This is a genomic window from Pseudomonas sp. FSL R10-2964, assembly GCF_009600035.1.
GTDB classification, from domain to species: Bacteria; Pseudomonadota; Gammaproteobacteria; order Pseudomonadales; family Pseudomonadaceae; genus Aquipseudomonas; species Aquipseudomonas bubulae.
In genome coordinates this window covers 58,358-83,691 of record NZ_WIWH01000022.1, presented here as the reverse complement: position 1 = coordinate 83,691, position 25,334 = coordinate 58,358, and the positions used below count along the sequence as shown (strand labels likewise).

Sequence of the window (25,334 nt, the reverse complement as noted above, 5' to 3'; positions counted from 1 at the left end):
CTTCTGACTGTGTAGTAGGCAAAATCTCACATGCGCCTCAAGCTGCTAACCAACCTCAACACGCTATTGCTGGTCGCCGTGTGCCTCGCGCTGGGTGCAACCTTGTGGTGGTCACAACAGGCCCTGGAACGCCCATTTTTGCTGATGGAACGCTACTTGAGCCTTTCGCAGCAGTTCCACAACACAGTGGCACGCAATATCGAGGACTACCTGGCCAGCGGTGACGCCCTGCGCCTGAGTGATGCCAACAGCGCCCTCGACACTCTCAAAAGCGAACTCACTCCTTTGCCGCCCGCACTGGCCGATGCACTGCGCCCCAGCCTGGAAAACCTCAGCACCTACAGCAATTCCGAACTGCTGGCCGCTGGCAAACTGGCCGGCGACCCCCAGGCCTTACTGCTACAGGCCGAACGCGAGCTGAGCGCCGGCCTGGAACAACTCGGCCAATATGCCAGTGACGCCACTTCCAACGAGGCCCGCGCTTATCTGCCCCTGCTGTTTACTGCCTCGCAACACCTGGCCAAGCTGTCCCTCGCCCGCGAAAAACTGGTCAGTAGCGGACGCAGTGAACTGGCCGGCGATGTGGAACGTGAGCTGGACAGCATTGAGCTCCAGGCCAGGCAAATCGACGCCCTGCCCCTGCTGGGCGTGAGCAGTAAAAGTGCCTCGGGCACCGATGATTTTGCCGCGATGATGGGCCTTGATCCCACCGAAACAACCCAAGCCGAAGATGCAGGAATTGCTCTCAAGCGCGAACTTAACAGCCTGCTAAGCCGCTACCCCGCAGAACTCAAGCGCACCCGGGATCAGATCGAACAACGCAGCCAGCTCAGCGCCGCCACCCACCTCAAGCTCAACGCTGTACAGCAGGCCATTGCCGGGCTGGAGCCCGTTGTGCGCGCCGAACACGGGCAAATCCAGAATGAAGTGCGGCTGATCCAGGGCCTGATGATTGGCCTTATCCTGTTGATCGCACTCCTGATCGACACCTTGCAGCGCAAACTGGCGCGGGTACTGACCTACCTTGCACCGCTGCTGTCGACCTGGGCCGAAGGTGATTTCAGCCGCGACATTCAATTGGGTAAAACCAACCGGGAATTGCGTGATATCGAGGCGTCACTAAACCGCCTGCGCAGCTATCTGGTGAACCTGGTGGGCACCTTGCGCCTGAATGCCGAGCAAGTGGCCTGCAGCAGCCGGACCCTGGCCGAGCTGAGCTCCGGACTGCATAGCGGCGCCGAGCGCCAGGCCGGCGATAGCGCACAAATCCGCGACGCGCTGGGTGAGCTGGAGGCCACCATTTCCCAGGTGGCGGGCGACGCCAGCCAGGCTGCCGATGCCAGCCGCAGTGCCGGCCTTGCGGTGGCCCAGGGGCAACGGGTGATTGGCCAGAGCCTGACCGGGCTGCATGCCCTGGTCGGTGAAGTACAAGGTAACGCGCAAACCATCGAACGCCTGGCCGAAGAGTCGGCCACCATCGGTGGCGTGTTGACGGTGATTCGATCGATTGCCGACCAGACCAACCTGCTGGCCCTGAATGCCGCTATCGAAGCGGCCCGCGCCGGTGAAATGGGCCGCGGCTTTGCCGTGGTCGCGGAAGAAGTGCGCTCGCTGGCACAGCGCACCGCAGGCGCGACCAACGAAATCCAGACCCTGATTGGCGGCCTGCAACTGGCCGCCCGCCAATCGGTTGAGGGCATCCGCGCACAAGTGACCCACGCCCGGGCCACCGCCCAGCAAGCCCAGGACGCAGATGGGGCACTGGATGAAATTGTCGGGGCGATTGCCACCATCTCCACTACCGCCGTACGCATCGCCGACGTTACCGCGCAGCAGACGGGGGCGGTCGGTGAGATCCGCGATCACGGTGAACGGATTCACGTACTGGGGGACGAAAACCTGCAACGTATCGGCATTGCCCGCGACCAGAGCCAGCAGCTACTGACGCTGGGGTCAGAACTCAACACCGCGGTGCAGGCGTTTCGGGTGTAACCCGCCCCCCTTGTGGGAGCGGGCTTGCTCGCGATACCGACGACTCGGTCTACCTGCATTACCACGGTGATGCAATCGCGAGCAAGCCCGCTCCCACACACCCACATACCCATGCACCGCGCTATCATGCCCGCACGTTTGCTTTGCGAGATTCCTATGCGCCGCCTGCTTTTGCTCCTGTGTCTGCTGTTTGCCGTGCCTGCCATGGGCGCGGGCTTGCTGGATAACCGCCCCAGCGCAACCCTGGGCGCCATCAATAACAGCAGCGACTTTCTGCCAGTACGCGAAGCCTTCAAGCTCAACCTCATCAGCAGCACACCCGAGTCGATCAAGCTGCGCTTCGTGCCCACCGAAGGCTATTACCTGTACCGGCACAAGTTCGCCTTCAAGACCGAACCCGCCGATATCGCCCTGGGTACCGCGCAACTGCCCCCCGGCGAAGCCAAACACGATGAGTACTTTGGCGATGTCGAGGTCTATCACGGCATTCTTGACGTCGATATCCCGCGCCCGGCCAAAGACCAGCGCCCCTTCACCCTGGTGGTCACCTACCAGGGCTGTGCCGACAAGGGCCTGTGCTACCCGCCGGAAACCGAGCGCCTGAGCATCGATGGCGGCACAGCCACCAGCACCGGCGAACCGGCAACCGCGTGGAACTGGCGCGAACTGGCGCTGTTTTTCCTGGCCGGCCTGGGCCTGACATTTACTCCCTGCGTACTGCCGATGCTGCCGATTCTGTCGGGCGTGGTGTTGCGCGGCCAGGTGGGCGGGCTGCGCGGCTTCAGCCTGTCGCTGGCCTACGTGTTGCCGATGGCGGCCTGCTTTGCCCTGCTGGGCGCCTTGATGGGCATGTTCGGTGCGCAACTCAATTTGCAGGCACGTTTGCAATCGGTGTGGGTGCTGGTGCCTTTCGCGCTGTTCTTCGCCATTTTCGCCCTCGCCATGTTCGGTGTATTTGAACTTAAACTGCCGCAAGCCATCAGCAATCGCCTCGACCGTGTCGCCAATCGCACCCAGGGTGGCTCGCTGTGGGGCGCGGCGGTGCTGGGCGTGGTCTCCAGCCTGCTGGTTTCTCCTTGTGTATCGGCGCCGCTGGCCGGGGCGCTGCTGTACATCAGCGCCAGTGGCGATGCGCTGGGTGGCGGCTTGAAGCTGTTCGCCTTGGGCCTGGGGATGGGCGCACCGTTGCTGTTGGTCGCAACCGGTGGTGCGGCCTGGCTGCCAAAAAGCGGACCGTGGCTGGTCAGTGTGAAAAACGCGATTGGCGTACTGCTGCTCGGCCTGGCAATCGGCCTGCTCAGCCGCGTGCTGCCCGGGCCGGTCACGCTGCTGCTGATCGGCGCGCTGGCGGCGGGTGTCAGTTTGTTCCTTGGCACCCTCGAGTTCACCAGCAAAGCCCCGCGCCAGCGTCTGGCTCAACTGCTGGGCCTGTTTTTACTGGTCTATGCCCTGGCCTGCTGGTTTGGCGCCCTGAGCGGTCAGAGCGATCCGCTCAACCCCATCGGCCATTCCCAACCGGTTGCCAGCGCCGCAAATGGTTCTGCAGTACCAGCAGGCCAATGGCTCACTGTCAGCACCCCGGCCGAACTGGACAGCACACTGGCCCAGGCCAAAGCCGCTGGGCAACCACTGTTGCTGGACTGGTACGCCGACTGGTGCATCAGTTGCAAAGTGATCGAACATGAGGTGCTGAATAACCCCAGGGTGCTGGATCTGCTCAAGGGTTACCGACTGGTGCGTTTCGATATGACTGCCAGCAATGCCGAACAACGCGCCCTGCTCGATCACTACAAATTGTTCGGCCCTCCGGCACTGATGTTCTTCGGCAAGGAGGGAGCCGAAATAAGTGACCAACGGGTCATCGGCGAGATCAATGCCGCGGACTTCGCCGAACGTGTTGCGATCGCGAATGACCAGATCTAGAGCCTCAGTCACAAACTTTTCGCGAACATCGGTCATCGTGCTGGCTATTGCAGTTAACTGGACAGCGAATCCGCTTTTCGGCATAGTCGCCCGGCACTGACAACTGCACACAGATAATAAGGAACAGCAGATGGCGACTTTCCTGGTACTACACGGCCCCAACCTGAACCTGCTCGGCACCCGCGAGCCGGGCGTCTACGGCGCTACCACCCTGGCGCAAATCAATCAGGATCTGGAACAAAGGGCCCGTGATGCCGGCCACCATTTGCTCTACCTGCAAAGCAACGCCGAGTATGAATTGATCGACCGCGTACACGCTGCCCGCAACGAAGGGGTGGATTTTATTCTGATCAACCCGGCGGCTTTTACCCACACCAGCGTGGCATTACGTGACGCGCTGCTGGCGGTGAGCATCCCATTCATCGAAGTGCATTTGTCTAACGTGCACAAACGCGAACCTTTCCGCCATCACTCCTACTTCTCCGACGTTGCGGTAGGTGTGATCTGCGGCCTTGGCGCCAGCGGTTATCGACTGGCCTTGGAGGCCGCCCTGGAACAGCTTGAACTACAAGCTAAACGCCCCTGACCGACCCATTGGGAGTTGACGATTCATGGATATCCGTAAAGTTAAGAAACTGATCGAGCTGCTGGAAGAGTCCGGCATCGACGAGCTGGAAATCAAAGAAGGCGAAGAGTCCGTACGTATCAGCCGTCACAGCAAGACACCTGCCCAGCAGTACTACGCGCCAGCCCCAATGCAAGCGCCTGCTGCAGCGCCAGTGGCTGTTGCCCCGGTTGCCACCGTGACCGAAGCGCCTGCTGCACCGAAACTGAACGGTTTTGTGGTCAAGTCGCCAATGGTCGGTACCTTCTACCGCACCCCGGCGCCTACCTCGCCTGCCTTCGTTGAAGTGGGCCAGACCGTCAAGGTCGGCGACACCATTTGCATCGTGGAAGCGATGAAAATGATGAACCACATCACCGCCGAAAAAGCCGGTGTTATCGAATCCATCCTGGTAGAAAACGGTCAGCCGGTTGAATTCGACCAACCGCTGTTCACCATCGTTTGAACCACGGGGAGCCAACGATGTTGAAGCCTCAGAAGCTGGAAAAAGTCCTGATCGCCAACCGTGGCGAGATTGCTTTGCGCATCCTGCGGGCGTGCAAGGAAATGGGGATCAAGACTGTCGCGGTGTACTCCACTGCCGACAAAGAGCTGATGCACCTGGGCCTGGCAGACGAAACCGTCTGCATCGGTCCGGCACCGGCCAACCTGTCTTACCTGCACATTCCGGCCATCATCGCGGCCGCGGAAGTGACCGGTGCCACGGCGATTCACCCGGGCTACGGCTTTTTGGCTGAAAACGCCGACTTCGCCGAACAGGTCGAGAAATCCGGTTTTGCCTTCATCGGCCCGAAAGCCGACACCATTCGCCTGATGGGCGACAAGGTATCGGCCAAGCACGCCATGATCGCAGCAGGCGTTCCGACCGTTCCAGGTTCTGACGGCCCGCTGCCGGAAGACCCTGAAACCGCATTGCGCATTGGCCGTGAAGTCGGCTATCCGGTAATCATCAAGGCCGCTGGCGGCGGTGGTGGTCGCGGCATGCGCGTTGTGCACCGTGAAGAAGACCTGATCGAAGCTGCCAAGCAGACCCGCGAAGAAGCCGGCGCCTGGTTCAGCAACCCGATGGTCTATCTCGAGAAATACCTGACCAATCCGCGTCACGTGGAAGTTCAGGTCATTTCCGACGGCCAGGGCAATGCCATCCACCTGGGCGACCGCGATTGCTCGCTGCAACGTCGTCACCAGAAAGTGCTGGAAGAAGCTCCGGCACCGGGCATCGACGAAACCGCACGCGCCGAAGTTCTGGCACGTTGCGTTCAAGCCTGTGTGGACATCAACTACCGCGGCGCGGGTACTTTCGAGTTCCTGTACGAGAACGGTCGTTTCTACTTCATCGAGATGAACACTCGTGTGCAAGTAGAGCACCCGGTGTCCGAAATGGTCACTGGCATCGACATCCTCAAAGAGATGTTGAGCATCGCAGCCGGCAACAAGCTGTCCTTCACCCAGGCTGACGTGAACATTCACGGTCACTCGCTGGAGTGCCGGATCAACGCGGAAGACCCGGCGACGTTCATGCCGAGCCCTGGCATGGTCAAGCACTTCCACGCTCCGGGCGGCAACGGCGTTCGCGTCGATTCGCACCTGTACAGCGGCTACAAGGTTCCGTCCAACTACGACTCCCTGATCGGCAAGCTGATCACCTGGGGCTCGACCCGTGACGAAGCCATGGCGCGCATGCGCAATGCCCTGGACGAAATCGTGGTCGACGGGATCAAAACCAACATCCCGTTGCACCGTGATCTGGTGAATGACGAAGGCTTCTGCAAAGGCGGCGTCAACATTCACTACCTGGAACACAAACTGGCTAACCAGTAAGTTTGTATTCTGATCAACAAAGCCGCTTTCGAGCGGCTTTGTTGTTTCTGCAAGGCAGGCAACTGCCCTTGTGGGAGCGGGCTTGCTCGCGATGGCCTCACACGGGCCAACCTGCCAGACCAGGTCGCCTGTATCGCGAGCAAGCCCGCTCCCACCAGGGATCCGTTGCATTCATCGTTTTTTGATTACCCCCCATGCCTACGCTCGCGTAAACTTGCGCGCTTCTCGCGGCCCGACCGGCTGCACACTCCAATTTTTCAAAGGTGCCCGCCATGCCTTGGCTGCAAGTACGCCTCGCCATCAGCCCGGAACAAGCCGAAACCTACGAAGACGCGTTCCTCGAAGTCGGTGCCGTTTCGGTTACGTTCATGGACGCCGAAGACCAACCGATCTTCGAACCTGAGCTCAACACCACCCCGCTGTGGTCGCACACCCATTTGCTGGCACTGTTCGAAGGCGGCACCGAAGCCGAACTCGTACTCTCCCATCTGGAACTGCTGACCGGTTCGCCACTGCCTGAGCATCACGCCGAAGTGATCGAAGACCAGGACTGGGAACGCAGCTGGATGGACAATTTCCACCCGATGCGTTTTGGCCAGCGCCTGTGGATCGTGCCAAGCTGGCACGCGGCTCCCGAGCCGGATGCCGTCAACCTGCTGCTCGATCCGGGCCTGGCTTTCGGCACCGGCACCCACCCGACCACCGCCCTGTGCCTGGAATGGCTGGACGGTCAGGACCTGAAAGACTGCAACGTGCTGGACTTCGGCTGCGGCTCGGGCATCCTCGCCATCGCAGCCCTGTTGCTGGGAGCCAAGGAAGCCGTCGGCACCGATATCGACGTGCAGGCGCTGGAAGCCTCACGCGACAACGCCAACCGCAACGGCATCGACCCGGCCCTATTCCCGCTGTACCTGCCGCAAGACATGCCACAAGTGCAGGCCGATGTCGTGGTCGCCAACATCCTCGCCGGCCCACTGGTTGCTTTGGCCCCGCAACTGTCGAGCCTGGTCAAACCGGGTGGTCGCCTGGCACTGTCGGGCATCCTCGCCGAACAGGGCGAAGAAGTGGCCGCCGCTTACGCCCAGGACTTCGATCTGGACCCGATTGCCAATCGCGATGGCTGGGTGCGCATCAGCGGCCGTCGGCGCTAGAATGAAACCATGCCCAATCCGGATGGCCGCATGAGCGATAGCTTCGTTACCCAGTGCCCACATTGCCAGACCAGTTTTCGCGTCAGCCATGCCCAGTTGGGCATGGCGCGCGGTGTGGTGCGCTGTGGCGCCTGCCTGCAAGTGTTCAATGCCGCGCAGCAGCTGCTGAACCAGAGCACTGAAACAGGGCAGCCGCCCGCCGTGGAGATGCCCGTCGTCGCCGCGCCCGAAGTGATCGAACCTGCCCCTGTCGAAGTACCTGCCCCAACCGTGCCGGTCAACCCGGCACCGTGGCAGACCAGCACGATCGATCTCGACCATCTGGATCTGGACGAAGAACTGGCCAAGCTCGAAGAGCGTGAAATCCAGCCCAGCAAAAGCTTTGGCCAACCGCACAAGCCCAAAACCACGTCGCTAAGCGCTCGTCGCGAAACCTCTGACGCAGAAGAAGGTGAGTGGTCAGACAGCCTGTTCAGCGAATCTGCGGCAGACCGCGCCGAATCCGCCAAGGTTGCCGGGCAAGCCGCTGAGATTGCGCAAACCGGACGCACCGAGCCGTCATTGTCACTGGACCTCGATGAACCCGACGATACCCCGCCGCTTCAGCTTTCCCTGGACGACGACCTCGAACCGCCGCTGACAGGCGAACGACTGTCTGCCACCGAGGACGAGGACGACGCACTCCCTGAGCCTGCGCCCGTCAGCAAGGACAGACGCAAACGCAATGAACCGGCCATGGGCGAAGACCCGCTGATGGATCTGGTGGACGATCCGCTGCAGCTGGACTGGCAAAAACGCCGTACGCCCTGGGGCAAACGCCTGCTCTGGAGCTTGCTGGTACTCCTGGCCGCAGCCGCACTGGCCGGGCAGTACATTGCCAACCACTTCGACGAACTGGCACGCCAGGACCAGTACCGCCCGATCTTCCAGCAGCTGTGCCCGCAGATCGGCTGTACGGTGCCCTCCAAGGTCGATATCGACCGGATCAAGAGCAGCAATCTGGTGGTACGCAGCCATCCGGAATTCGCCGGTGCGCTGGTGGTGGATGCAATCCTCTACAATCGCGCACCGTTCTCTCAGCCCTTCCCGCTGCTGGAACTGCGATTTGCCGATCTCAACGGCAAAATGATCGCCAGTCGTCGGTTTAAACCTGGCGAATACCTCAGCGGTGACTTGGCCAAAGCCGAAATGCCACCGCAAACCCCTATCCACATTGCTCTGGACATCCTCGACCCGGGCCCCAAGGCCGTGAACTACAGCCTGAGTTTTCACTCGCCCGAATGAGCGGGTTTCGCACAAGTTGCTAGCTTTAAGCTGTAACCGACACGTTTAAAGCGCACCGGCTTGCCGCTTGACCCTTGAAACTTGCTGCTTATTGTTCAAAATTCACTCAATTGCAGCTTTAACCAGTCATCGAGAGCGGGTATCATGCCAACCCTTTTTCGAACTCCCAAGATCCGGCCCCACAACAGGGAAGTCCTATGTCGGCGGTACGCATCGGCCCATATACATTGAACAACGGTTTGATTCTCGCCCCCATGGCGGGTGTCACCGACCAGCCCTTTCGTCAGCTTTGCCGACGCATGGGTGCAGGCCTGGTTGTTTCGGAAATGGTCACCAGTGACATGAGTCTCTGGAACAGTCGCAAATCGCGCCTGCGCATGATTCACGACGGTGATCCCGAGCCACGCTCGGTACAGATCGCCGGCGGTGATGCGCAAATGCTGGCAGACGCCGCCAGAGCCAATGTGGAGCTGGGCGCACAGATTATTGATATCAACATGGGTTGCCCGGCAAAGAAGGTCTGCAACAAGGCCGCCGGCTCCGCGTTGCTGAAAGACGAAGCACTGGTAAACGAGATCCTGCAGGCCGTCGTGGCTGCGGTTGATGTGCCGGTTACCCTGAAGATCCGCACCGGCTGGGACCGGGACAACAAGAACGGCATCACGGTGGCAAAGATCGCCGAACAAGCCGGGATCAGCGCACTGGCGGTGCACGGCAGAACCCGTGCCGACCTGTACACCGGTGATGCCGAGTACGACACCATTGCCGCGATCAAGCAGGCCGTGTCGATACCGGTGTTTGCCAACGGCGATATCGATTCACCCCAAAAGGCCCTGCACGTGCTGAACGCGACCGGGGCTGACGGACTGTTGATTGGCAGGGCGGCCCAGGGGCGGCCCTGGATTTTCCGCGAAGTCGATCACTTTCTGCGTACCGGGCAACTGCTGCCGGCACCGGAGATGATCGAAGTGGAACGTATTCTGCTAGAGCACCTGGCTGCATTGCACACCTTCTATGGGGAGGTGCTGGGCGTACGTATCGCCCGTAAGCATGTCGGGTGGTATCTGGCAACCTTGCCGGGCGCCAAGGAGTTTCGCGCCCACTTCAATCGTTTGGAAGATACGGAAGCACAATGCGCCAACGTTCAGGCGTTTTTCGCCGAACGACACAAGAGCCTGGTGACAGGGGACGAAGGATGGGTGGCCGCATGACGATGATGACCGAGACATTAGTGAGTGGAACAACGCCCGTGAGCGACAACGTCAACTTGAAACAGCACCTCAATACACCGAGCGAAGAAGGCCAGACCCTTCGCGGGAGTGTCGAGAAGGCGCTGCACAATTATTTCGCCCATCTGGAGGGCGCTGAAGTCACGGACGTCTACAACCTGGTACTTTCCGAAGTCGAGGCTCCCCTTCTCGAGTGCGTCATGAACTACGTCAAGGGCAACCAGACCAAGGCCTCCGAGCTGCTGGGCCTCAATCGCGGCACCTTGCGCAAAAAGCTCAAACAGTACGATCTGCTGTAAGCATTCAATCAAACCTGAAAGGCGTCCTGATAAAACAGGCCGCCTTTTTTGCTGACTCCTTTGCTTTTGATGGAAATCGAGATGACCGATCAGACTACCCGCCTGCCGATCCGCCGCGCTCTAATCAGCGTTTCCGACAAAACCGGAATCCTTGATTTCGCCCGTGAACTGGAAGCCCTCGGCGTCGAGATCCTGTCCACTGGCGGTACCTTCAAGCTGCTGCAAGACAACGGTGTGGCCGCTGTTGAAGTCGCGGACTACACCGGCTTTGCAGAAATGATGGACGGTCGGGTGAAAACCCTGCATCCGAAAATCCACGGCGGCATCCTGGGCCGTCGCGGCATCGACGACGACATCATGAACGAGCACGGCATCAAGCCGATCGACCTGGTCGCGGTCAACCTCTACCCGTTCGAAGCCACCATCTCCAAACCAGGTTGCGACCTGCCGACTGCCATCGAGAACATCGATATCGGTGGCCCGACCATGGTTCGCTCGGCAGCGAAAAACCACAAAGACGTGGCCATCGTGGTCAATGCCAGCGACTACGCCAATGTTCTGGAAAACCTCAAGGCCGGCGGCCTGACCTACGCGCAGCGTTTCGACCTGATGCTCAAGGCCTTCGAACACACTGCCGCCTACGACGGCATGATCGCCAACTACCTGGGCACCGTGAACCAGGCCGCTGAAGTACTGAGCACCGAAGACCGCGGCCTGTTCCCGCGCACCTTCAACAGCCAGTTCATCAAGGCCCAGGAAATGCGCTACGGCGAGAACCCGCACCAGAAAGCGGCGTTCTACGTTGAAGCCAAGCCGACCGAAGTCAGCATTGCCACTGCAACCCAGCTGCAAGGCAAGGAACTGTCGTTCAACAACGTGGCCGATACCGATGCCGCGCTGGAATGTGTAAAAAGCTTTGTCAAACCGGCATGCGTCATCGTCAAGCACGCCAACCCGTGCGGCGTTGCCGTCAGCCCGGACGCCGAAGGCGGCATTCGCCAAGCCTACGAGCTGGCATACGCCACGGATACCGAGTCGGCTTTCGGCGGCATTATCGCTTTCAACCGTGAGCTGGACGCCGAAACGGCCAAGGCCATTGTCGAGCGTCAGTTCGTTGAAGTGATCATCGCCCCGTCCGTGAGCGAAGAAGCCCGCGCCATCGTGGCCGCCAAAGCCAACGTGCGCCTGCTGGCCTGCGGCCAGTGGAGCGAAGATCGCGCCCCGGCCTGGGACTTCAAACGCGTTAACGGCGGTTTGCTGGTACAGAGCCGCGACATCGAGATGATCGGCAGCGAAGACCTGAAAGTCGTGACCAAGCGCGCCCCGAGCGAGCAAGAGATCAACGACCTGATCTTTGCCTGGAAAGTGGCCAAGTACGTGAAGTCCAACGCCATTGTTTACGCCAAGGGTCGTCAGACCATCGGTGTCGGCGCAGGCCAGATGAGCCGCGTAAACTCGGCCCGTATCGCTGCGATCAAGGCTGAACACGCCGGCCTGCAAGTGCAGGGCGCGGTCATGGCATCGGACGCATTCTTCCCGTTCCGTGACGGTATCGACAACGCAGCCAAGGCCGGTATCACTGCCGTGATCCAGCCAGGCGGCTCGATGCGTGACAACGAAGTGATTGCAGCCGCTGACGAAGCGGGCATTGCCATGGTGTTCACCGGCATGCGTCACTTCCGTCACTAACAGCACGATCCCATGTAGGCACCGGCTTTTGTGGGAGCTGGCTTGCCTGCGACAGCAACACCTCGGTAGTGTCTGAAACACCGAGGTGCCTGTATCGCGGGCAAGCCCGGCTCCCACAAAAGCCCGGCCTTCAGGCACCTCAGCGGTGCTCATCAGAATTCAGCGTCATCCGAGGTTTTTGAAATGAATGTTTTGATCATTGGCAGCGGTGGCCGCGAACACGCACTGGCCTGGAAAGTAGCTCAGGACCCACGTGTCGCCAAAGTATTCGTTGCCCCGGGCAACGCCGGCACCGCCATTGAAGCCAAATGCGAGAACGTCGCCATCGACGTGCTGGCCCTTGAGCAACTGGCAGACTTTGCCGAGAAAAACGTTTCCCTGACCATCGTGGGCCCGGAAGTCCCGCTGGTTGCCGGTGTGGTTGACCTGTTCCGCTCCCGTGGCCTGGACTGCTTCGGCCCGACCGCTGGCGCTGCCCAGCTGGAAGGCTCCAAGGCCTTCACCAAAGACTTCCTGGCGCGTCACAAGATCCCGACCGCCGACTACCAGAACTTCACCGAAATCGAACCGGCTCTGGCTTACCTGCAGAAAGTCGGCGCGCCGATCGTGATCAAGGCTGATGGCCTGGCTGCCGGCAAAGGCGTTATCGTCGCCATGACCCTGGCCGAAGCCGAAGACGCCGTGCGTGACATGCTCGCAGGCAACGCCTTTGGCGAAGCCGGTTCGCGCGTGGTGATCGAAGAGTTCCTCGACGGCGAAGAAGCCAGCTTTATCGTGATGGTCGACGGCAAGAACGTATTGCCGATGGCCACCAGCCAGGACCACAAGCGTGTCGGCGACGGCGACACCGGCCCGAACACCGGAGGCATGGGCGCTTACTCCCCTGCCCCGGTGGTCACCGCTGACGTTCATCAGCGCGTCATGGACCTGGTCATCTGGCCAACCGTGCGTGGCATGGCCGAAGAAGGCAACGTCTACACCGGTTTCCTGTACGCAGGGCTGATGATCGACAAGGCCGGTAACCCGAAAGTGATCGAGTTCAACTGCCGCTTCGGCGATCCGGAAACCCAACCGGTGATGCTGCGCCTGCAATCGAGCCTGGTGCTGCTGGTTGAAGCGGCTCTGGCTCAAGCGCTGGACAAGGTTGAAGCGCAATGGGATCCGCGCCCGAGCCTGGGTATCGTGCTGGCCGCCGGTGGCTACCCTGGCGATTACGCCAAAGGCACTGTCATCCAGGGTCTGGACGCAGCCGCCAAGCTGGAAGGCAAAGTGTTCCATGCCGGTACTGCACTCAATCAAGCCGGTGAGGTGGTGACCTCGGGGGGTCGCGTGTTGTGCGCAACCGCCATGGGCGACACCGTAGAAGCGGCACAGCACAAGGCTTACGAGCTGGCCAAGGCCATCGAGTGGGACGGCTGCTTCTACCGTAACGATATCGGCTACCGCGCCATTGCTCGCGAACGTGGTGAACCTCAGGAGTAAACACTCCATACGGATAGGCGGGGCGTCTGCGCCCTTGCCTAACCGTTCCAGGCCCGCGCATAGTTACCGTCTAGCTTCAATCCATGAAGGGATTTCGCCGTGCGCTGGCTCAGGATCGCCATAGCTTTTACCGCCGCCCTACTGGCCACTGTGCTTGGCATGATGCCTGCGCAAGCCGCTACAGTGACCAGTTGGTCTGTTCTGTCAGACCCGCAGGCCAGCCTGCAACTGAGCGATGTACGCTCCCCTCGCCTGTCCAGCCAGTTCAGCCCTGTCGACCTTGACCGCATTGGTGCTGCTGAACCCGGCGAAGCCTTGTGGCTGCGCGTACGCCTGCAACCCGACAAGCACGAGCAGATCCTGCGGCTGTTTGCCCCTGACCTGGCGCGCCTGGACATGTATGTATTCGATGATCAAAAACTGATCAGCGAAATCAACACCGGCTCGGCATTGCCCACCAACCGCAAACCGGTGCCCAGCAGTGACTACCTGCTGCCCCTGCCGCAAAGCGCCGAACCGCTGGATGTTTACCTGCGCATGGTCTCTGACCACCAGCTGCGCCCCCACATTACTCTCGACACTGCCGTGATGCTGGCCGCCAGCCAGAGCAAGCCCCTGCTCTATGGCCTGTTGCTGGGCTGCATGACGATGCTGTTGCTGCACAACATTGTGCGCTTTGCCTTCAGCCGCTCGCCCAGCAGCCTGTGGCTGGCGATCTGCGAAGCATTGCTCATGGCCAGTTCAGTGTTGTTCCTGAACCTGCTCGACCCCTGGCTGGGGCAGTGGCACAGCCTGCAAACCCCGGGCGCCTACCTGACACTGCTGCTGACCGCGCCGTGCGGGCTGATGTTCACCTATACCTTTTTCGCGAGTCGCGGTGCCCATCGGCTGCTCAAACTGCTGCTGCTGGACATTCTTATTATCGCCCTCGGTGGCCTGTTGCTGCTGTTTATCGACAACCTGCCGCTGAACCTCATTACCTATGCCCTGGTCGGACTGGCAAGTGTCAGCATTCTGGCCGTATCGGTTTACCACTGGCAAAAGGGCTACAAACCGGCACGCATGTTTGCCATGGCGATGGTGATTTTCAATATCGGTACCCTGGTGATTCTCCCGGCGCTGCTGGGCCTGACCCTGATCGCACCGCAGGAGCTGGTGGTGGCGCTGATGTGCGTGGTTTGCATCAGCGGCTTGCTGATGAGCTTCGCCCTGAGCGAACGCAACCGCAGCATCACCCAGGCCCAGTTCAGCATCAGCCGCGAATTGGCGGCCAGCACGGCCGAGGTCAATGCCAAGGCCGAGTTCCTGTCCAAGATCAGCCATGAAATCCGCACCCCCATGAACGGCGTGCTGGGCATGACCGAGCTGCTGCTGGGCACACCGCTTTCGGTCAAGCAGCGCGACTACGTACAGACCATCCACAGCGCCGGTAATGAGCTGCTGACGCTGATCAACGAAATCCTCGACATTTCCAAGCTTGAGTCAGGGCAGATCGAACTGGATGACGTGCAGTTCGACCTCAATGCCCTGATCGAGGATTGCCTGAGCATCTTCCGCACCAAGGCCGAACAGCAGAACGTCGAACTCATCAGCTTTATCCAGCCACAAGTGCCACGGGTGATCAGCGGCGACCCCACGCGCTTGCGCCAGACCCTGCTCAGCCTGCTCGAAAGCTCCCTGAAAAAGACCGACGAGGGTGAGATCCTGATCGTCGTGGCCCTTGAGGAGCGCAATGGCCCGCCACGCTTGCGCATTGCCATCCAGGACTCCGGCCAGCCGATGGATGAGCAGGAGCGTGACGCCCTGTTGCACGCCGAACTGCACAGCAAGAACTTCCTTGCCGCCACCCGCCTGGGCGGCCACCTGGGGCTGGTGATCGCCCGCCAGCTGATCATGCTGATGGGCGGCGAATTCGGCATAAAGTCCGGTCAAACCACCGGCAGCAACCTGTGGCTGACCCTGCCCCTGGACCCGCAACACCTGGAACACCCCACCTCGGACCTCGACAGCCCGCTCAAAGGCGCGCGGGTACTGGTGGTGGACGACAACGACACCTGCCGCAAAGTGCTGGTGCAGCAATGCTCCGCCTGGGGCTTGAATGTCAGCGCCGCCGCCTCGGGCAAGGAAGCCCTGGCCTTGCTGCGCACCAAGGCGCACTTGCGAGACTACTTCGACATCGTCCTGCTGGACCAGAACATGCCCGGCATGACCGGCATGCAACTGGCCGCCAAGATCAAGGAAGACCCGAGCCTGAACCACGACATCCTGCTGGTCATGCTCACCGGTATCAGTAATGCCCCTAGCAAGATCATTGCGCGTAACTGCGGGATCAAGCGCATCCTCGCCAAGCCGGTGGCCGGCTACACCCTCAAGACCACCCTGGCGGACGAACTGACCCAGCGCAACAAAGGCCATGCCGCCGCACAAACCACCGCCAATGGCCCCGCTGCCGTTGCGGTCTCCGTGCCCGGCGACTTCCGCATTCTGGTGGCCGAAGACAACAACATCTCGACCAAGGTTATCCGCGGCATGCTGGGCAAGCTCAACCTGAACCCGGACACGGCCTGCAATGGTGCCGAAGCGCTCAAGGCGATGAAGACCCAGCGCTATGACCTGGTGCTGATGGACTGTGAGATGCCGGTACTCGACGGGTTTTCCGCCACCGAGCAGTTGCGCGCCTGGGAAGTCAGCCACCAGCGGGTACGAACTCCGGTTGTCGCCCTGACCGCCCACATCCTTACCGAACACAAGGAACGCGCCCGGCAGGCCGGTATGGACGGGCATATGTCCAAACCCGTGGAACTGTCGCAACTGCGCGAACTGGTGGAGTTTTGGGTCGAACAACGTGAGCTGCGTCAATCCCGTACGCAACTGTCCTAACAGACAGCCAATCCCCCTGATAGACTTTCGGCGCCCCCTATCGATGTGAGCTCAGACCATGCTCCATGTGCTGTTCAGTGTGTACTTGAAGATGCTGGTGCTTTACAGCCCGTTTTTCGTGCTGTCGTGCTTTATCAGCCTGACCCGGGGTTACTCGAACAAGGAACGCCGCCGGCTGGCCTGGAAAGTGGCCCTGGCCACGCTGATCTCCAGTGTATTGCTGTACCTGTTCGGGCGCACGATCTTCAGCGTCTTCGGCATCACCGTCGATGCATTCCGCATCGGTGCCGGCAGCGTGCTGTTTATCTCGGCGCTGGGCATGGCCCAAGGCAAGTCTGCGGTGCAAACAGACAATGTGCAGCAGGACGTGACGATTGTGCCCTTGACCATCCCGCTCACTGTCGGGCCCGGCACGATCGGTGCGTTGCTGGTCATGGGCGTCAGCCAGCCCCACTGGGATGACAAGCTGATGGCGATTGTCAGTATTGCCCTGGCCAGCCTGACGGTGGGCGTGGTGCTTTACCTGTCCAACCGAATCGAACGGATTCTCGGTGAGCAGGGTTTGCAGATCGTCAGCCGCCTGATGGGCCTGTTTGTCTGCGCCCTTGCAGCGCAGATCATCTTTACCGGGATCAGGGGCTATATGGTCCCCTGAAAACACATAGAACTGTGGGAGCGAGCCTGCTCGCGAAAGGCTCTGACAGCCGCTTCGCGAGCAGGCTCGCCCCCACAGGGCTCAGGGTTTTTCGCCATACCAGCGCGGCGTGTACACCCATTGCATGCCGTCAGCACGGGCAAAGGTGCACGTCGTCGACGACCCCACCAGCACCATGGTGCGCATATCCACCTGCTCCGGGGTCAACTCGCCCAGGGTCAGGGTGCGCAGGGTCTGGCCCGGACGGCCAATGTCACGACCCAGCACCACCGGCGTTTGCGGCGTGCGATGGCGCCTGACGATATCCAGCGCAACGCCCAGCTGCCATGGCCGTGAACGGGAAATCGGGTTGTAGAACGCCAACGCCAGATCCGCCTCGCAAGCCAGGTCCAGACGCTTCTCAATAATGCTCCACGGCTTGAGGTTGTCCGACAGCGACATCACGCAGAAGTCATGCCCCAGCGGCGCCCCGGCCTGCGCGGCCGTTGCCAGTGAAGCTGACACACCCGGCAGGATCTCCAGATCGACGCTGTGCCACTGCGGGTCCACAGACTCATGCAAGGCTTCGAGCACGGCCGCGGCCATGGCAAAAACCCCAGGGTCCCCCGAAGACACCACCACCACCGAACGCCCCTGCGCCGCCAGCTCGAAGGCGTGGCGGGCGCGCTGCATCTCTTCGCGGTTATCGGTGCAATGCATCACCTGATCGTCGCGGAACGGGCCAGCCATACGCACATAGGTTTCATAACCCAGCACATCATTGGCCCGCGCCAGCTCGGCCTTGACCGCAGGCACCATCAGTTCGGCAGCGCCGGGGCCCAGGCCAATTACAGCCAGACGGCCACGGGCCCGGCCAATCGTTTCAGGTTCCAGCGGCGCCGCGGCAACACCCAGCACCACGCCATTGCCCGGTTCACACCAGGCAACAGGCAGCAACGCTGCATCGCTGCCCACAAACCGCAACGGAACCGCCAGCTCAAGGGCCGTTTCACGCAGCGCTGCACTGGCCATCAAGGTTTCCGGTGCGACGATGCACGCCAGCGACTGACGTGCCAGCCCGGCCTGGTACAACGATTCGAGGATTGACTGTGGCGAAACCTCGGCACACACCTGCGCCAGTACATTGCGCGAATAAATCAGCAACTCGTCTGCCACTGGCAGGCGCTCGGCGCTGCCCACATGGATCGCCAGACGCGCCTGCCCGCTTTCGGGCAGTTGCGCCCGCGCCAGCCAAGGCGCATCGCCTTCGATACGTACTGATTCGCCGGCCAGCAGGTCCGAAACAAAGCGTTTGCCCAGCTCCAGATCGGCCAGCACATAGCCCGCAGGCGGATTGAGCAGACAGGTGCCAAAGCGCAGTTCGCCGCTGGTGGTGATCGCCGGAGCAATGCCCAGACCCGCCGCAATGACCCGCGCCAGATCATTCACCCCACCCAGCCCGCCCAGCAACGGCACCACCGCGCTGGCGTCTTCGGCAACCGCCAGTACCGGTGGCTCGGCGCCTTTTTCCAGCAGCAACGGCGCCAGCGTGCGGATCACAATACCCGCAGCGCACAGCGCAATAATCGGTGTGTCCTGCTGATAAAGCTGACGCAGGGTGTCGCCGAAATCGCTGTAACTGCGATCACCGCCGTCTACCCGCCCTGCCAGCCCGAGGACAGAAGCGCCGGGCAGCAACTGCTGGATACGGCGTGCAGTGTCCAGGCTGCCATTGCCCAGAATGACAATGGCCGGTGCCGGGCGACTCAACCCTGCCACCTTTCGCCTGGGACGATAATCAGCGAGAAATACGGCGAAGACATCGGCTCCACTTCATTGAGCGGCACGATCTTCTGATTGCTCATGGTGGCGCGCTCGACATACAACGCCCGCTCGGCCAGCCCCAGCTCGCCCAGCACTTCGCGCACTTTATGAAAGTTGCGCCCCAGCTTCATGATCACTGCCGCATCGGCAACCGCCAGCCGCGACTTGAGTTCTTCGTGGGGCAGCACACCCGAGAGCACCGACAGGCTCTGGTTGCGATACACCAACGGCACGCCCAATACCGAAGCGCCGCCCAGCATCGAGCACACGCCCGGTACCACTTGTGCTTCAAAACGCTGGGCCAGACGGTCGTGCAGGTACATATAGGAGCCGTAGAAGAACGGATCACCTTCGCAGATCACTGCCACATCACGGCCGGCATCCAGATGCACGGCCACTTCAACCGCAGCCTGATCGTAGAAATCACTGATCACCTGCTCGTAGGACAACGGCTCCGGCAACACCTCGGTGGTCACCGGGTACACCAGCGGCATCTGGGTTTGCGCGTCTTGCAGATGGGCTTCGATGATGCCGAACGCATTGCCCTTCTTGCCCTTGGCCACGAAATACGCCACCACCGGCGATTCGCGCAGCAGGCGCAGGGCTTTAACCGTGATCAGCTCAGGGTCGCCGGGGCCTACGCCCAAGCCGATCAAACGTCCTGGTTGCGCCATTATTCGATCTCCGTGGCCAGGGCGTTGACGGCCGCAGCCGCCATCGCACTACCGCCACGGCGGCCTTGCATGATCACAAACGGCACGCCACGGCTGTCTGCCGCAAGCATGGCCTTGGATTCCGCGGCGCCGACAAAGCCCACCGGGAAGCCCAGGATCAGTGCCGGCTTGGGAGCGCCGGCATCGATCATTTCCAGCAGGTAAAACAGCGCGGTGGGCGCGTTTCCGATCACAACTACACTGCCTTCCAGGTACGGGCGCCAATGCTCAAGGGCCACCGCCGAACGGGTGTTGCCCTTCTCCAGCGCCAGCTCAGGTACGCCTTCTTCGCGCAGGGTGCAGATCACCGGGTTGTTGGCCGGCAAACGGGTACGGGTGACGCCTTCGGAAACCATCCGCGCATCGCACAGAATGGCAGCACCTGCCGCCAGCGCATCACGCCCGGCCTTGCCGGCACCCGGCGAAAAACGCAGGTCTTCAATGGCATCGACCATGCCGCAGGCGTGGATCACACGCACGGCCAGTTTTTCGAGGTCCGCCGGGATGCTGTCGAGGTTGGCCTCGGCACGAATAATGGCGAACGAATTGCGATAGATCTCTTGACCATCGCGGATGTAATCAATCATCGGTGTTGCTCCATTGGCGGGCCTCAAGCCAGGCACCCGCCGCTTCAATTGTAAGATTGCGCTCGCGCAGAACACCGAAACCGGCGTGCTCCGGGGTGCGTAAATAGAGGTCGTAATGACCGGGCGCCACGGCCAGTAAAGTGACCGGCGCGACGTGGGCTGCCGCGCAGGAGCGCTGGCAGCCGGTCAGGTGAATATTCAAAGGCTTTGGCAGCAACGCGGCCAACTGACGGGCATCCTGCTTCGTATCGGCCAGCCCTTTGGCACAGGCACTGGAGCCGGTACAGGCCACCAGATGCGCCAGCGGGTTGCCAGCCTCTACGATCAAGCCGAGCACCATCAACTGGCTCATCACCGCAGCGGCCTGAGCGGCCTCTATGTTGGGCAACAAGACGCTCTGCCATGGCGTGAACCGTAAAGTGCCATCGCCGTAGCGCTCGGCCAGCTCGGCCAACCCCGTGAGCATCGCCGCATCCAGCCGCCCCAGTGCCGGCGCCCCGCCGATATAGACCCGACCAGGCGCTTGCTGTGGCCAAATGCCGAGGTGCATGGACGCCGAGATGGCCCTGCACTGCCAGTCGCCAGCAGGCAACAGTGCCACGCTGATTCGCTGTGCCAGCTGCCCGACAAATGACTCAGTGGTGACCTCCTCCAGCAGATGACGCATGCGGGTTTGCTCAGGTCGCGCCAGATCCAGAAACTGCATCAGCACGGCCAACACCAGCTCATGCCCGTACTCCACGGGTACGGCTGCCAACGCGCAATCGTGCGCCGGGCACCCGGCCAGGCCAAAAGCCAACAGCGTCTGGCCATTACGCACAAATGCCGACAACCACAGATCATGCGGATGCTCCAGCATGGCCAGGGCCTCGCCGCCATCCAGTTGCACGGCGAACTTGGCCGACAGCTCGGTGAACCTTGGCGTGCTTTGCAGGCTGGCCAGTATCTGCCGGGCCAGCGGCCACGTATCGATATGCATCTGCAGATCAATGCCGGCACTCGGGCTGAGCATCAAGTTGCGCACGTCGTCACTGGCGGCAGTAGCAGGCCCAAGCCCGGCCGCCAGCAAGGGCGCAATCAATGCACTGTGCTGCGGCCCCACACCACGGATTTGCAAATTGCCACGGTTGGTCGCTTCGATCACACCACTGGCATACCGCTGAGCCACATCTGCCACCGTGCGAGCCTGATCGGCGTTAATCGCGCCGCCATCCAGCTTGACCCGACAGATACCGCCATCCATTGCCTGGACGATACGCAGTAACCCCGGGCAAGCCGAAGGGCGCACAGGCGTCGTGACAGAAAGTTCAGGTGGCAAGTTCAAGGAGCTATCCAGAGCAGGCAATACGCTATTGCAGGTCGCGCATTATGCCTGCTTTGGGCGAGTGCATGAAAAGCCTGCCGGACGGAATGACTACTCCCGTGTATTAACCTCGGGCAGTTGTGGATGATCCCGGCCCAGACGGGTGATCAACAACACCACGGAATCGGCATTGGCCAGCATGAGGTCAATGCGTTTACGAGCATCGTGTTTAAAGATCGGCCGCGCTTGCTCAAGGGTCCTGACACCGCTAAGCGCCTTGATTTTGGCCTTGCCCGGGTTAGCGGGTATATCCGCCCAGGTGCGCTCTTCAGGATCAAATTGCTGAAACAGGTGCTCGGTCGAGATATAGGGTGAATGGCAACTCTGGACGATCTGGTTAAACGACTTGATCTGGCTGCCCAGGGGGGTTGATTCATCCAGCAGGTCCTCGTAAGGAAAGCCGGGATTCAGATAGTTGATGTCCTCGGTATCAAGCGCCTGATGGCTGATCTCATGCAGCATAAAGGCCGCCCGATAATGCACGTTGGTCCTGAAAGGTGGCTGGGTGGCTTTCACAAACGCCTGGCTCAAGGCGTAGGGTGTTTCAAATAGAGTGCTGAAAAAATGCTCACTCAAGTACAGGCGCTTGTGCAAATCCCAGCGGTGTATCCAGGCGACGGCCTTGTCGTTGAACCGGGAGCGGCAGACCACGTATTTACTGGAAGTCAGCGGCGACAGATCGGGATGCAAAAACCTCGCAAGCAGGGGCCCGACCGTTTCATTGAGTCGGTCAAGCAACGGCTGATCAACGTGTTCCACATCAAAGAACGTCTGTATCAACGCTCGGTTCCGGGCATTCTGCGTCCCCGGTTCGAGCAAGGTGTGCAGGGCGCTTTGACTGCGCTGCAGGTAGGTGACGGCCTGGGCATGGGCCTCGCGAATGGCCTGTGCCTTGTCAGGAAAACGCCGCTCAATGCTGGCCATGCCGATGGCCTGCATCTCATGGGTCAGGCGGTCGGATATCGAAGCCGTGGTCGACAGCACAGGGCCGCCCCCCAGTAGCGGTTCCTTGAGATCAAGCTCCCAATGCTCACGTTCGTTGATTTTTACCAGCGGCCCTTCGCGGCCTTCTCCGATAAAAATGCGCCAGCGCTCGCGCCAGGCCTGCACCTGAAAAACATGCCCGCCCAGCAGCACATAGTGAAGACCTGTGCCCGGGTGACGGTACAACCGGGTCAGGCTGTCCTGCTTGAGCTCCAGCAAGGCCACATCATTGGCCTGAAAGGGTTGCAAGCCGATCTCCTGCTCAGGCGTGAGGTGCACCGCCACTTCGGACTGCGGCTGACGCAAGACTGTCGGAGTCACTGTTTTCAGTTGGCGCAGTGTCAGATAACCACTGCCTATCTGTGCCAGCGACGAGGCAAAATCAGCCACGGCTTCACCCCACTCGCCTTTTTGCGCGGCCTCGAAACCCTGCTGCACAAAACCCGCCGTTTGCCAGACCACCATGGAAATACTCAGCCTGGCAGGCAAAAACATCAACGCAGTCGATGCAATCAACGAAAACAGGTATTTGAATGACTCCCAGTCGGCTTCGGCGGAGGTCTTCGACTGGGCGGCGGCCATGTCCAGCAACAGGTGGTAGTTGTCGACATACAACTGTTCAAACAGATTGCCCGCGATGGGCCTTGGCGCCAGGGTCGGGGGGGCCGGCCTGAGCATGAAACTGCCGAGGGACGCGTCCACATACTGCGGGATATGGGGCTCCACAAAACCGCCATAGTTGTAGGTTTTACGGGCCTCGGGCTCAAGACGCTGGAGCACCAGCGCCTGCAGGTCCGTGTTGATACGCAGGTCGTCGAGCAAGGCGGCTTCGTTGTTGTACGCTTTGAATGTAAAGCGCTCGCTGTAGTTGACCCACAGGATCTGCGGCCCGGCGCCTGACTCCACAGGCCCAATGATGTAGAGCCCCCTGGCCCGATCAGGATCGGCTTCGGGCTCGGCTACCAGCTCAAATGGCCGGACGATGATCGGCATTCTGTCCAACGTCAGGCGGGCCGCTCCATCTGGCATGTTGATGACCTGCTGTATGTACCGATACGCCATCTCCTGGCCAGGGTCGATCAGTTTTTCCCGCAGGGCCTGTTCCATCACCTGCAGCGAGAGCTGCTCGGAGAATTGTTGTTGGCGCAAGGTCACCCCCGGTTTTCCGGGCGCCAGCTTGTCTTGCAACAAAGCACGGTAATGCGCGCCGATTTCCAGTTGTCGGGTCAGTCGTTTTACATACGTCGCATTCAAGGCCGTCGGCAACGCACTGCCATTAGGGGCTCGCAGGGAAATCGCGCCTGCATTGAGCCGGTAAAAACCGTTAAGCGAAAATTGCGTGAGGGTCTGAACAGTGCGCGTCGTCGCCGCTGGCAAAAAAGAGGGCGTGCTACCAACCGGTACCGGGGAAGGCACATAGGTGTCGATCACCACCTCGATCGCATCCGGGTCTGGCGCCTGCCCCGCGAAGTCGAGCTCCAGACGCAGTTTCAGTAACGCGCGGGCGTACTCGGCAAGCGGCGGGATATCATGCAGGTAGTTTTGCTGTTCCTGCCCTGCCCCTGGATAGCGCTGCAACAACCCGGCATAAGCCAACTTGTCTGCCTTCGAGGCGTTTTTCAACCACTGCGGTATTGCCGCCTCAAACGCTTGCAGGCGCGCCATTTCAACCACAGGCTCCAACACCAGCCCTGCCCGACCTTGTACCAGTTCACTGTGGATAAGATTTTCAAAGGCTTGCGCCGACAAGGGGATGGCTTGAGCCGTACGGCAGGCAAAGCCGGCGTCCGCCAGCACCTTGGCAATAGCCCGTAGCTGGGTCTCTCGGACAAAGTCGTGTTCAACACGTTCGAATTGAAGCCCGCCAATTTTCCCGTTAGCGGTGCTGTCCAGCCAGGCCGTAACCTGCGGCTGCGTGCCCGTGCTGACATGGCTCAGCAGTTCCCAGCGCCGTGCCTTGTCCGCCAGGCGAGCTTGCAGTTGGGTGGTGCACTCGCCCACCGACGCAAAGCCTTCGAACCCCGAACCCGGGCTCCAGAATATGGCCCGGCCGGCAGTTGCAGGCTGCTGACCACCGCGCTCGGTGAACAACAGACAGTTGACGATATCCAGCCCGGCCTGTGCGCCATTGATTGATAGTGCAATGGCAAACACATCGGGAACAAACCCTGCCAATGCTCGACGCCGGGCGCTCACCGGCTGGCTCAGCACCGCGCCCAGCACCGCCAGGTCCGCCGCTGAAAGCCGGTTGCCCGATTGCATCAGCTGCAATTCGGCCCGTAGCATCGCCAACCTCAGGGTACACAGCCTGTCGATCAACGTATCGGCCCTCGGCGGTGGGGCCGGGGTATAGAAAAACGCACGGAGCTGATTGACATACCCCTGGAAAAACCCCGCTGCGGCCTGATCCATGACGTTGATTAGTTCACTGCCTGAAAGTGGCTTGGGTGGATTGAGATCCGGGGTATCCAGCAAGTGCAGGCCCGCCTCTATTCTTTCGGGATCACGCGGCAGCGGCTGTAGTCCGGTGACCTGTTGCAACAATGCTTCCATCAGCGACACCGGCTCACGCAAGCCAGCGACCCGTAACCGCATACGGTCGAGCTCCAGCACGTCATGCCCCGCGCGGGCCAGCGCTTTCACCAGCCTTGAATACGCATACGAAAACGGTGCAGGCCATGGCCGCAACAATTCATCAACCTGGGAAGCGATGTTCATTAACTGCATCACCAGCCCCTCGGCCTGCCCGCCGTTGCCAGCAGCCATCGGGCGGACATTGAAGGTTTCGTTCGATGCAGAGCCGGAATTAAATGTGGAAGTGATTGCCTTCATGGGTGATCTCTCTTCGCTTGCG

Annotated in this window: 18 protein-coding genes; 13 read left to right on the top strand and 5 right to left on the bottom strand. The window is 60.8% G+C overall.

Going from position 1 to position 25,334, the window contains the following annotated elements:
* Positions 1 to 30 precede the first annotated feature (30 nt).
* The 13 genes from GHN92_RS14225 (at position 31) to GHN92_RS14165 (ending at position 17,030) form a co-directional block, all read left to right on the top strand.
* A complete protein-coding gene (locus GHN92_RS14225; RefSeq protein ID WP_133144721.1) occupies positions 31 to 1,992 on the top strand; it encodes a methyl-accepting chemotaxis protein in 1,962 nt (653 codons plus the stop codon).
* Positions 1,993 to 2,148: 156 nt separating this feature from the next.
* Positions 2,149 to 3,915, top strand: a complete 1,767-nt coding sequence (locus GHN92_RS14220) for a protein-disulfide reductase DsbD (protein WP_133144722.1) — start codon at positions 2,149 to 2,151, stop codon at positions 3,913 to 3,915.
* Between the two features lie 130 nt (positions 3,916 to 4,045).
* Positions 4,046 to 4,501: a type II 3-dehydroquinate dehydratase gene (aroQ, locus tag GHN92_RS14215; protein ID WP_048360251.1), complete on the top strand. Its 456-nt coding sequence runs from the start codon at positions 4,046 to 4,048 to the stop codon at positions 4,499 to 4,501.
* 25 nt (positions 4,502 to 4,526) lie between these two features.
* A complete protein-coding gene (gene accB, locus GHN92_RS14210) occupies positions 4,527 to 4,985 on the top strand; it encodes an acetyl-CoA carboxylase biotin carboxyl carrier protein (RefSeq protein ID WP_095001030.1) in 459 nt (152 codons plus the stop codon).
* Between the two features lie 17 nt (positions 4,986 to 5,002).
* The gene (gene accC / locus GHN92_RS14205) at positions 5,003 to 6,361 is read left to right on the top strand and encodes an acetyl-CoA carboxylase biotin carboxylase subunit (protein ID WP_095001029.1); all 1,359 of its coding nucleotides are present in this window, start codon (positions 5,003 to 5,005) and stop codon (positions 6,359 to 6,361) included.
* Between the two features lie 272 nt (positions 6,362 to 6,633).
* Positions 6,634 to 7,512, top strand: a complete 879-nt coding sequence (prmA, locus tag GHN92_RS14200) for a 50S ribosomal protein L11 methyltransferase (RefSeq protein ID WP_095019748.1) — start codon at positions 6,634 to 6,636, stop codon at positions 7,510 to 7,512.
* A 30-nt stretch (positions 7,513 to 7,542) separates the two neighbouring features.
* Positions 7,543 to 8,796, top strand: coding sequence for a DUF3426 domain-containing protein (locus GHN92_RS14195; RefSeq protein ID WP_095020836.1), 1,254 nt, complete (start codon positions 7,543 to 7,545; stop codon positions 8,794 to 8,796).
* 197 nt (positions 8,797 to 8,993) lie between these two features.
* Complete coding sequence (gene dusB, locus GHN92_RS14190; protein ID WP_095001027.1) at positions 8,994 to 10,007, top strand: tRNA dihydrouridine synthase DusB; 1,014 nt, start codon at positions 8,994 to 8,996, stop codon at positions 10,005 to 10,007.
* Complete coding sequence (gene fis / locus GHN92_RS14185; protein ID WP_003439210.1) at positions 10,004 to 10,324, top strand: DNA-binding transcriptional regulator Fis; 321 nt, start codon at positions 10,004 to 10,006, stop codon at positions 10,322 to 10,324. The genes dusB and fis overlap by 4 nt, the downstream gene beginning before the upstream one ends.
* An 81-nt stretch (positions 10,325 to 10,405) precedes the next feature.
* Entirely contained in the window at positions 10,406 to 12,013 is a 1,608-nt protein-coding gene (purH, locus tag GHN92_RS14180) for a bifunctional phosphoribosylaminoimidazolecarboxamide formyltransferase/IMP cyclohydrolase (RefSeq protein WP_153380412.1), read from the top strand.
* 183 nt (positions 12,014 to 12,196) lie between these two features.
* Entirely contained in the window at positions 12,197 to 13,495 is a 1,299-nt protein-coding gene (gene purD, locus GHN92_RS14175) for a phosphoribosylamine--glycine ligase (protein WP_133144724.1), read from the top strand.
* Positions 13,496 to 13,594: 99 nt separating this feature from the next.
* Positions 13,595 to 16,375 (top strand): hybrid sensor histidine kinase/response regulator, encoded by a 2,781-nt coding sequence (locus tag GHN92_RS14170; RefSeq protein WP_178102632.1) that lies wholly within the window; start codon positions 13,595 to 13,597, stop codon positions 16,373 to 16,375.
* A gap of 58 nt (positions 16,376 to 16,433) precedes the next feature.
* A complete protein-coding gene (locus tag GHN92_RS14165) occupies positions 16,434 to 17,030 on the top strand; it encodes a MarC family protein (protein WP_095001023.1) in 597 nt (198 codons plus the stop codon).
* Positions 17,031 to 17,111: 81 nt separating this feature from the next.
* Here the strand turns inward: GHN92_RS14165 and cobJ are convergent, their stop codons facing one another.
* The 5 genes from cobJ to GHN92_RS14140 form a co-directional block, all read right to left on the bottom strand.
* Positions 17,112 to 18,779: a precorrin-3B C(17)-methyltransferase gene (cobJ, locus tag GHN92_RS14160; protein ID WP_133144726.1), complete on the bottom strand. Its 1,668-nt coding sequence runs from the start codon at positions 18,777 to 18,779 to the stop codon at positions 17,112 to 17,114.
* Positions 18,776 to 19,507, bottom strand: a complete 732-nt coding sequence (locus GHN92_RS14155) for a precorrin-2 C(20)-methyltransferase (protein ID WP_086798974.1) — start codon at positions 19,505 to 19,507, stop codon at positions 18,776 to 18,778. The genes cobJ and GHN92_RS14155 overlap by 4 nt, the downstream gene beginning before the upstream one ends.
* The gene (locus tag GHN92_RS14150) at positions 19,507 to 20,133 is read right to left on the bottom strand and encodes a precorrin-8X methylmutase (protein ID WP_016783380.1); all 627 of its coding nucleotides are present in this window, start codon (positions 20,131 to 20,133) and stop codon (positions 19,507 to 19,509) included. The genes GHN92_RS14155 and GHN92_RS14150 overlap by 1 nt, the downstream gene beginning before the upstream one ends.
* Positions 20,126 to 21,457 carry a precorrin-3B synthase gene (cobG, locus tag GHN92_RS14145; RefSeq protein WP_306108745.1) on the bottom strand — a complete coding sequence of 444 codons (1,332 nt, stop codon included), beginning with the start codon at positions 21,455 to 21,457 and terminating at the stop codon, positions 20,126 to 20,128. Before cobG ends, GHN92_RS14150 begins: the two co-directional genes overlap by 8 nt.
* Positions 21,458 to 21,547: 90 nt before the next feature.
* Complete coding sequence (locus GHN92_RS14140; RefSeq protein ID WP_133144728.1) at positions 21,548 to 25,312, bottom strand: dermonecrotic toxin domain-containing protein; 3,765 nt, start codon at positions 25,310 to 25,312, stop codon at positions 21,548 to 21,550.
* Positions 25,313 to 25,334: the final 22 nt, after the last annotated feature.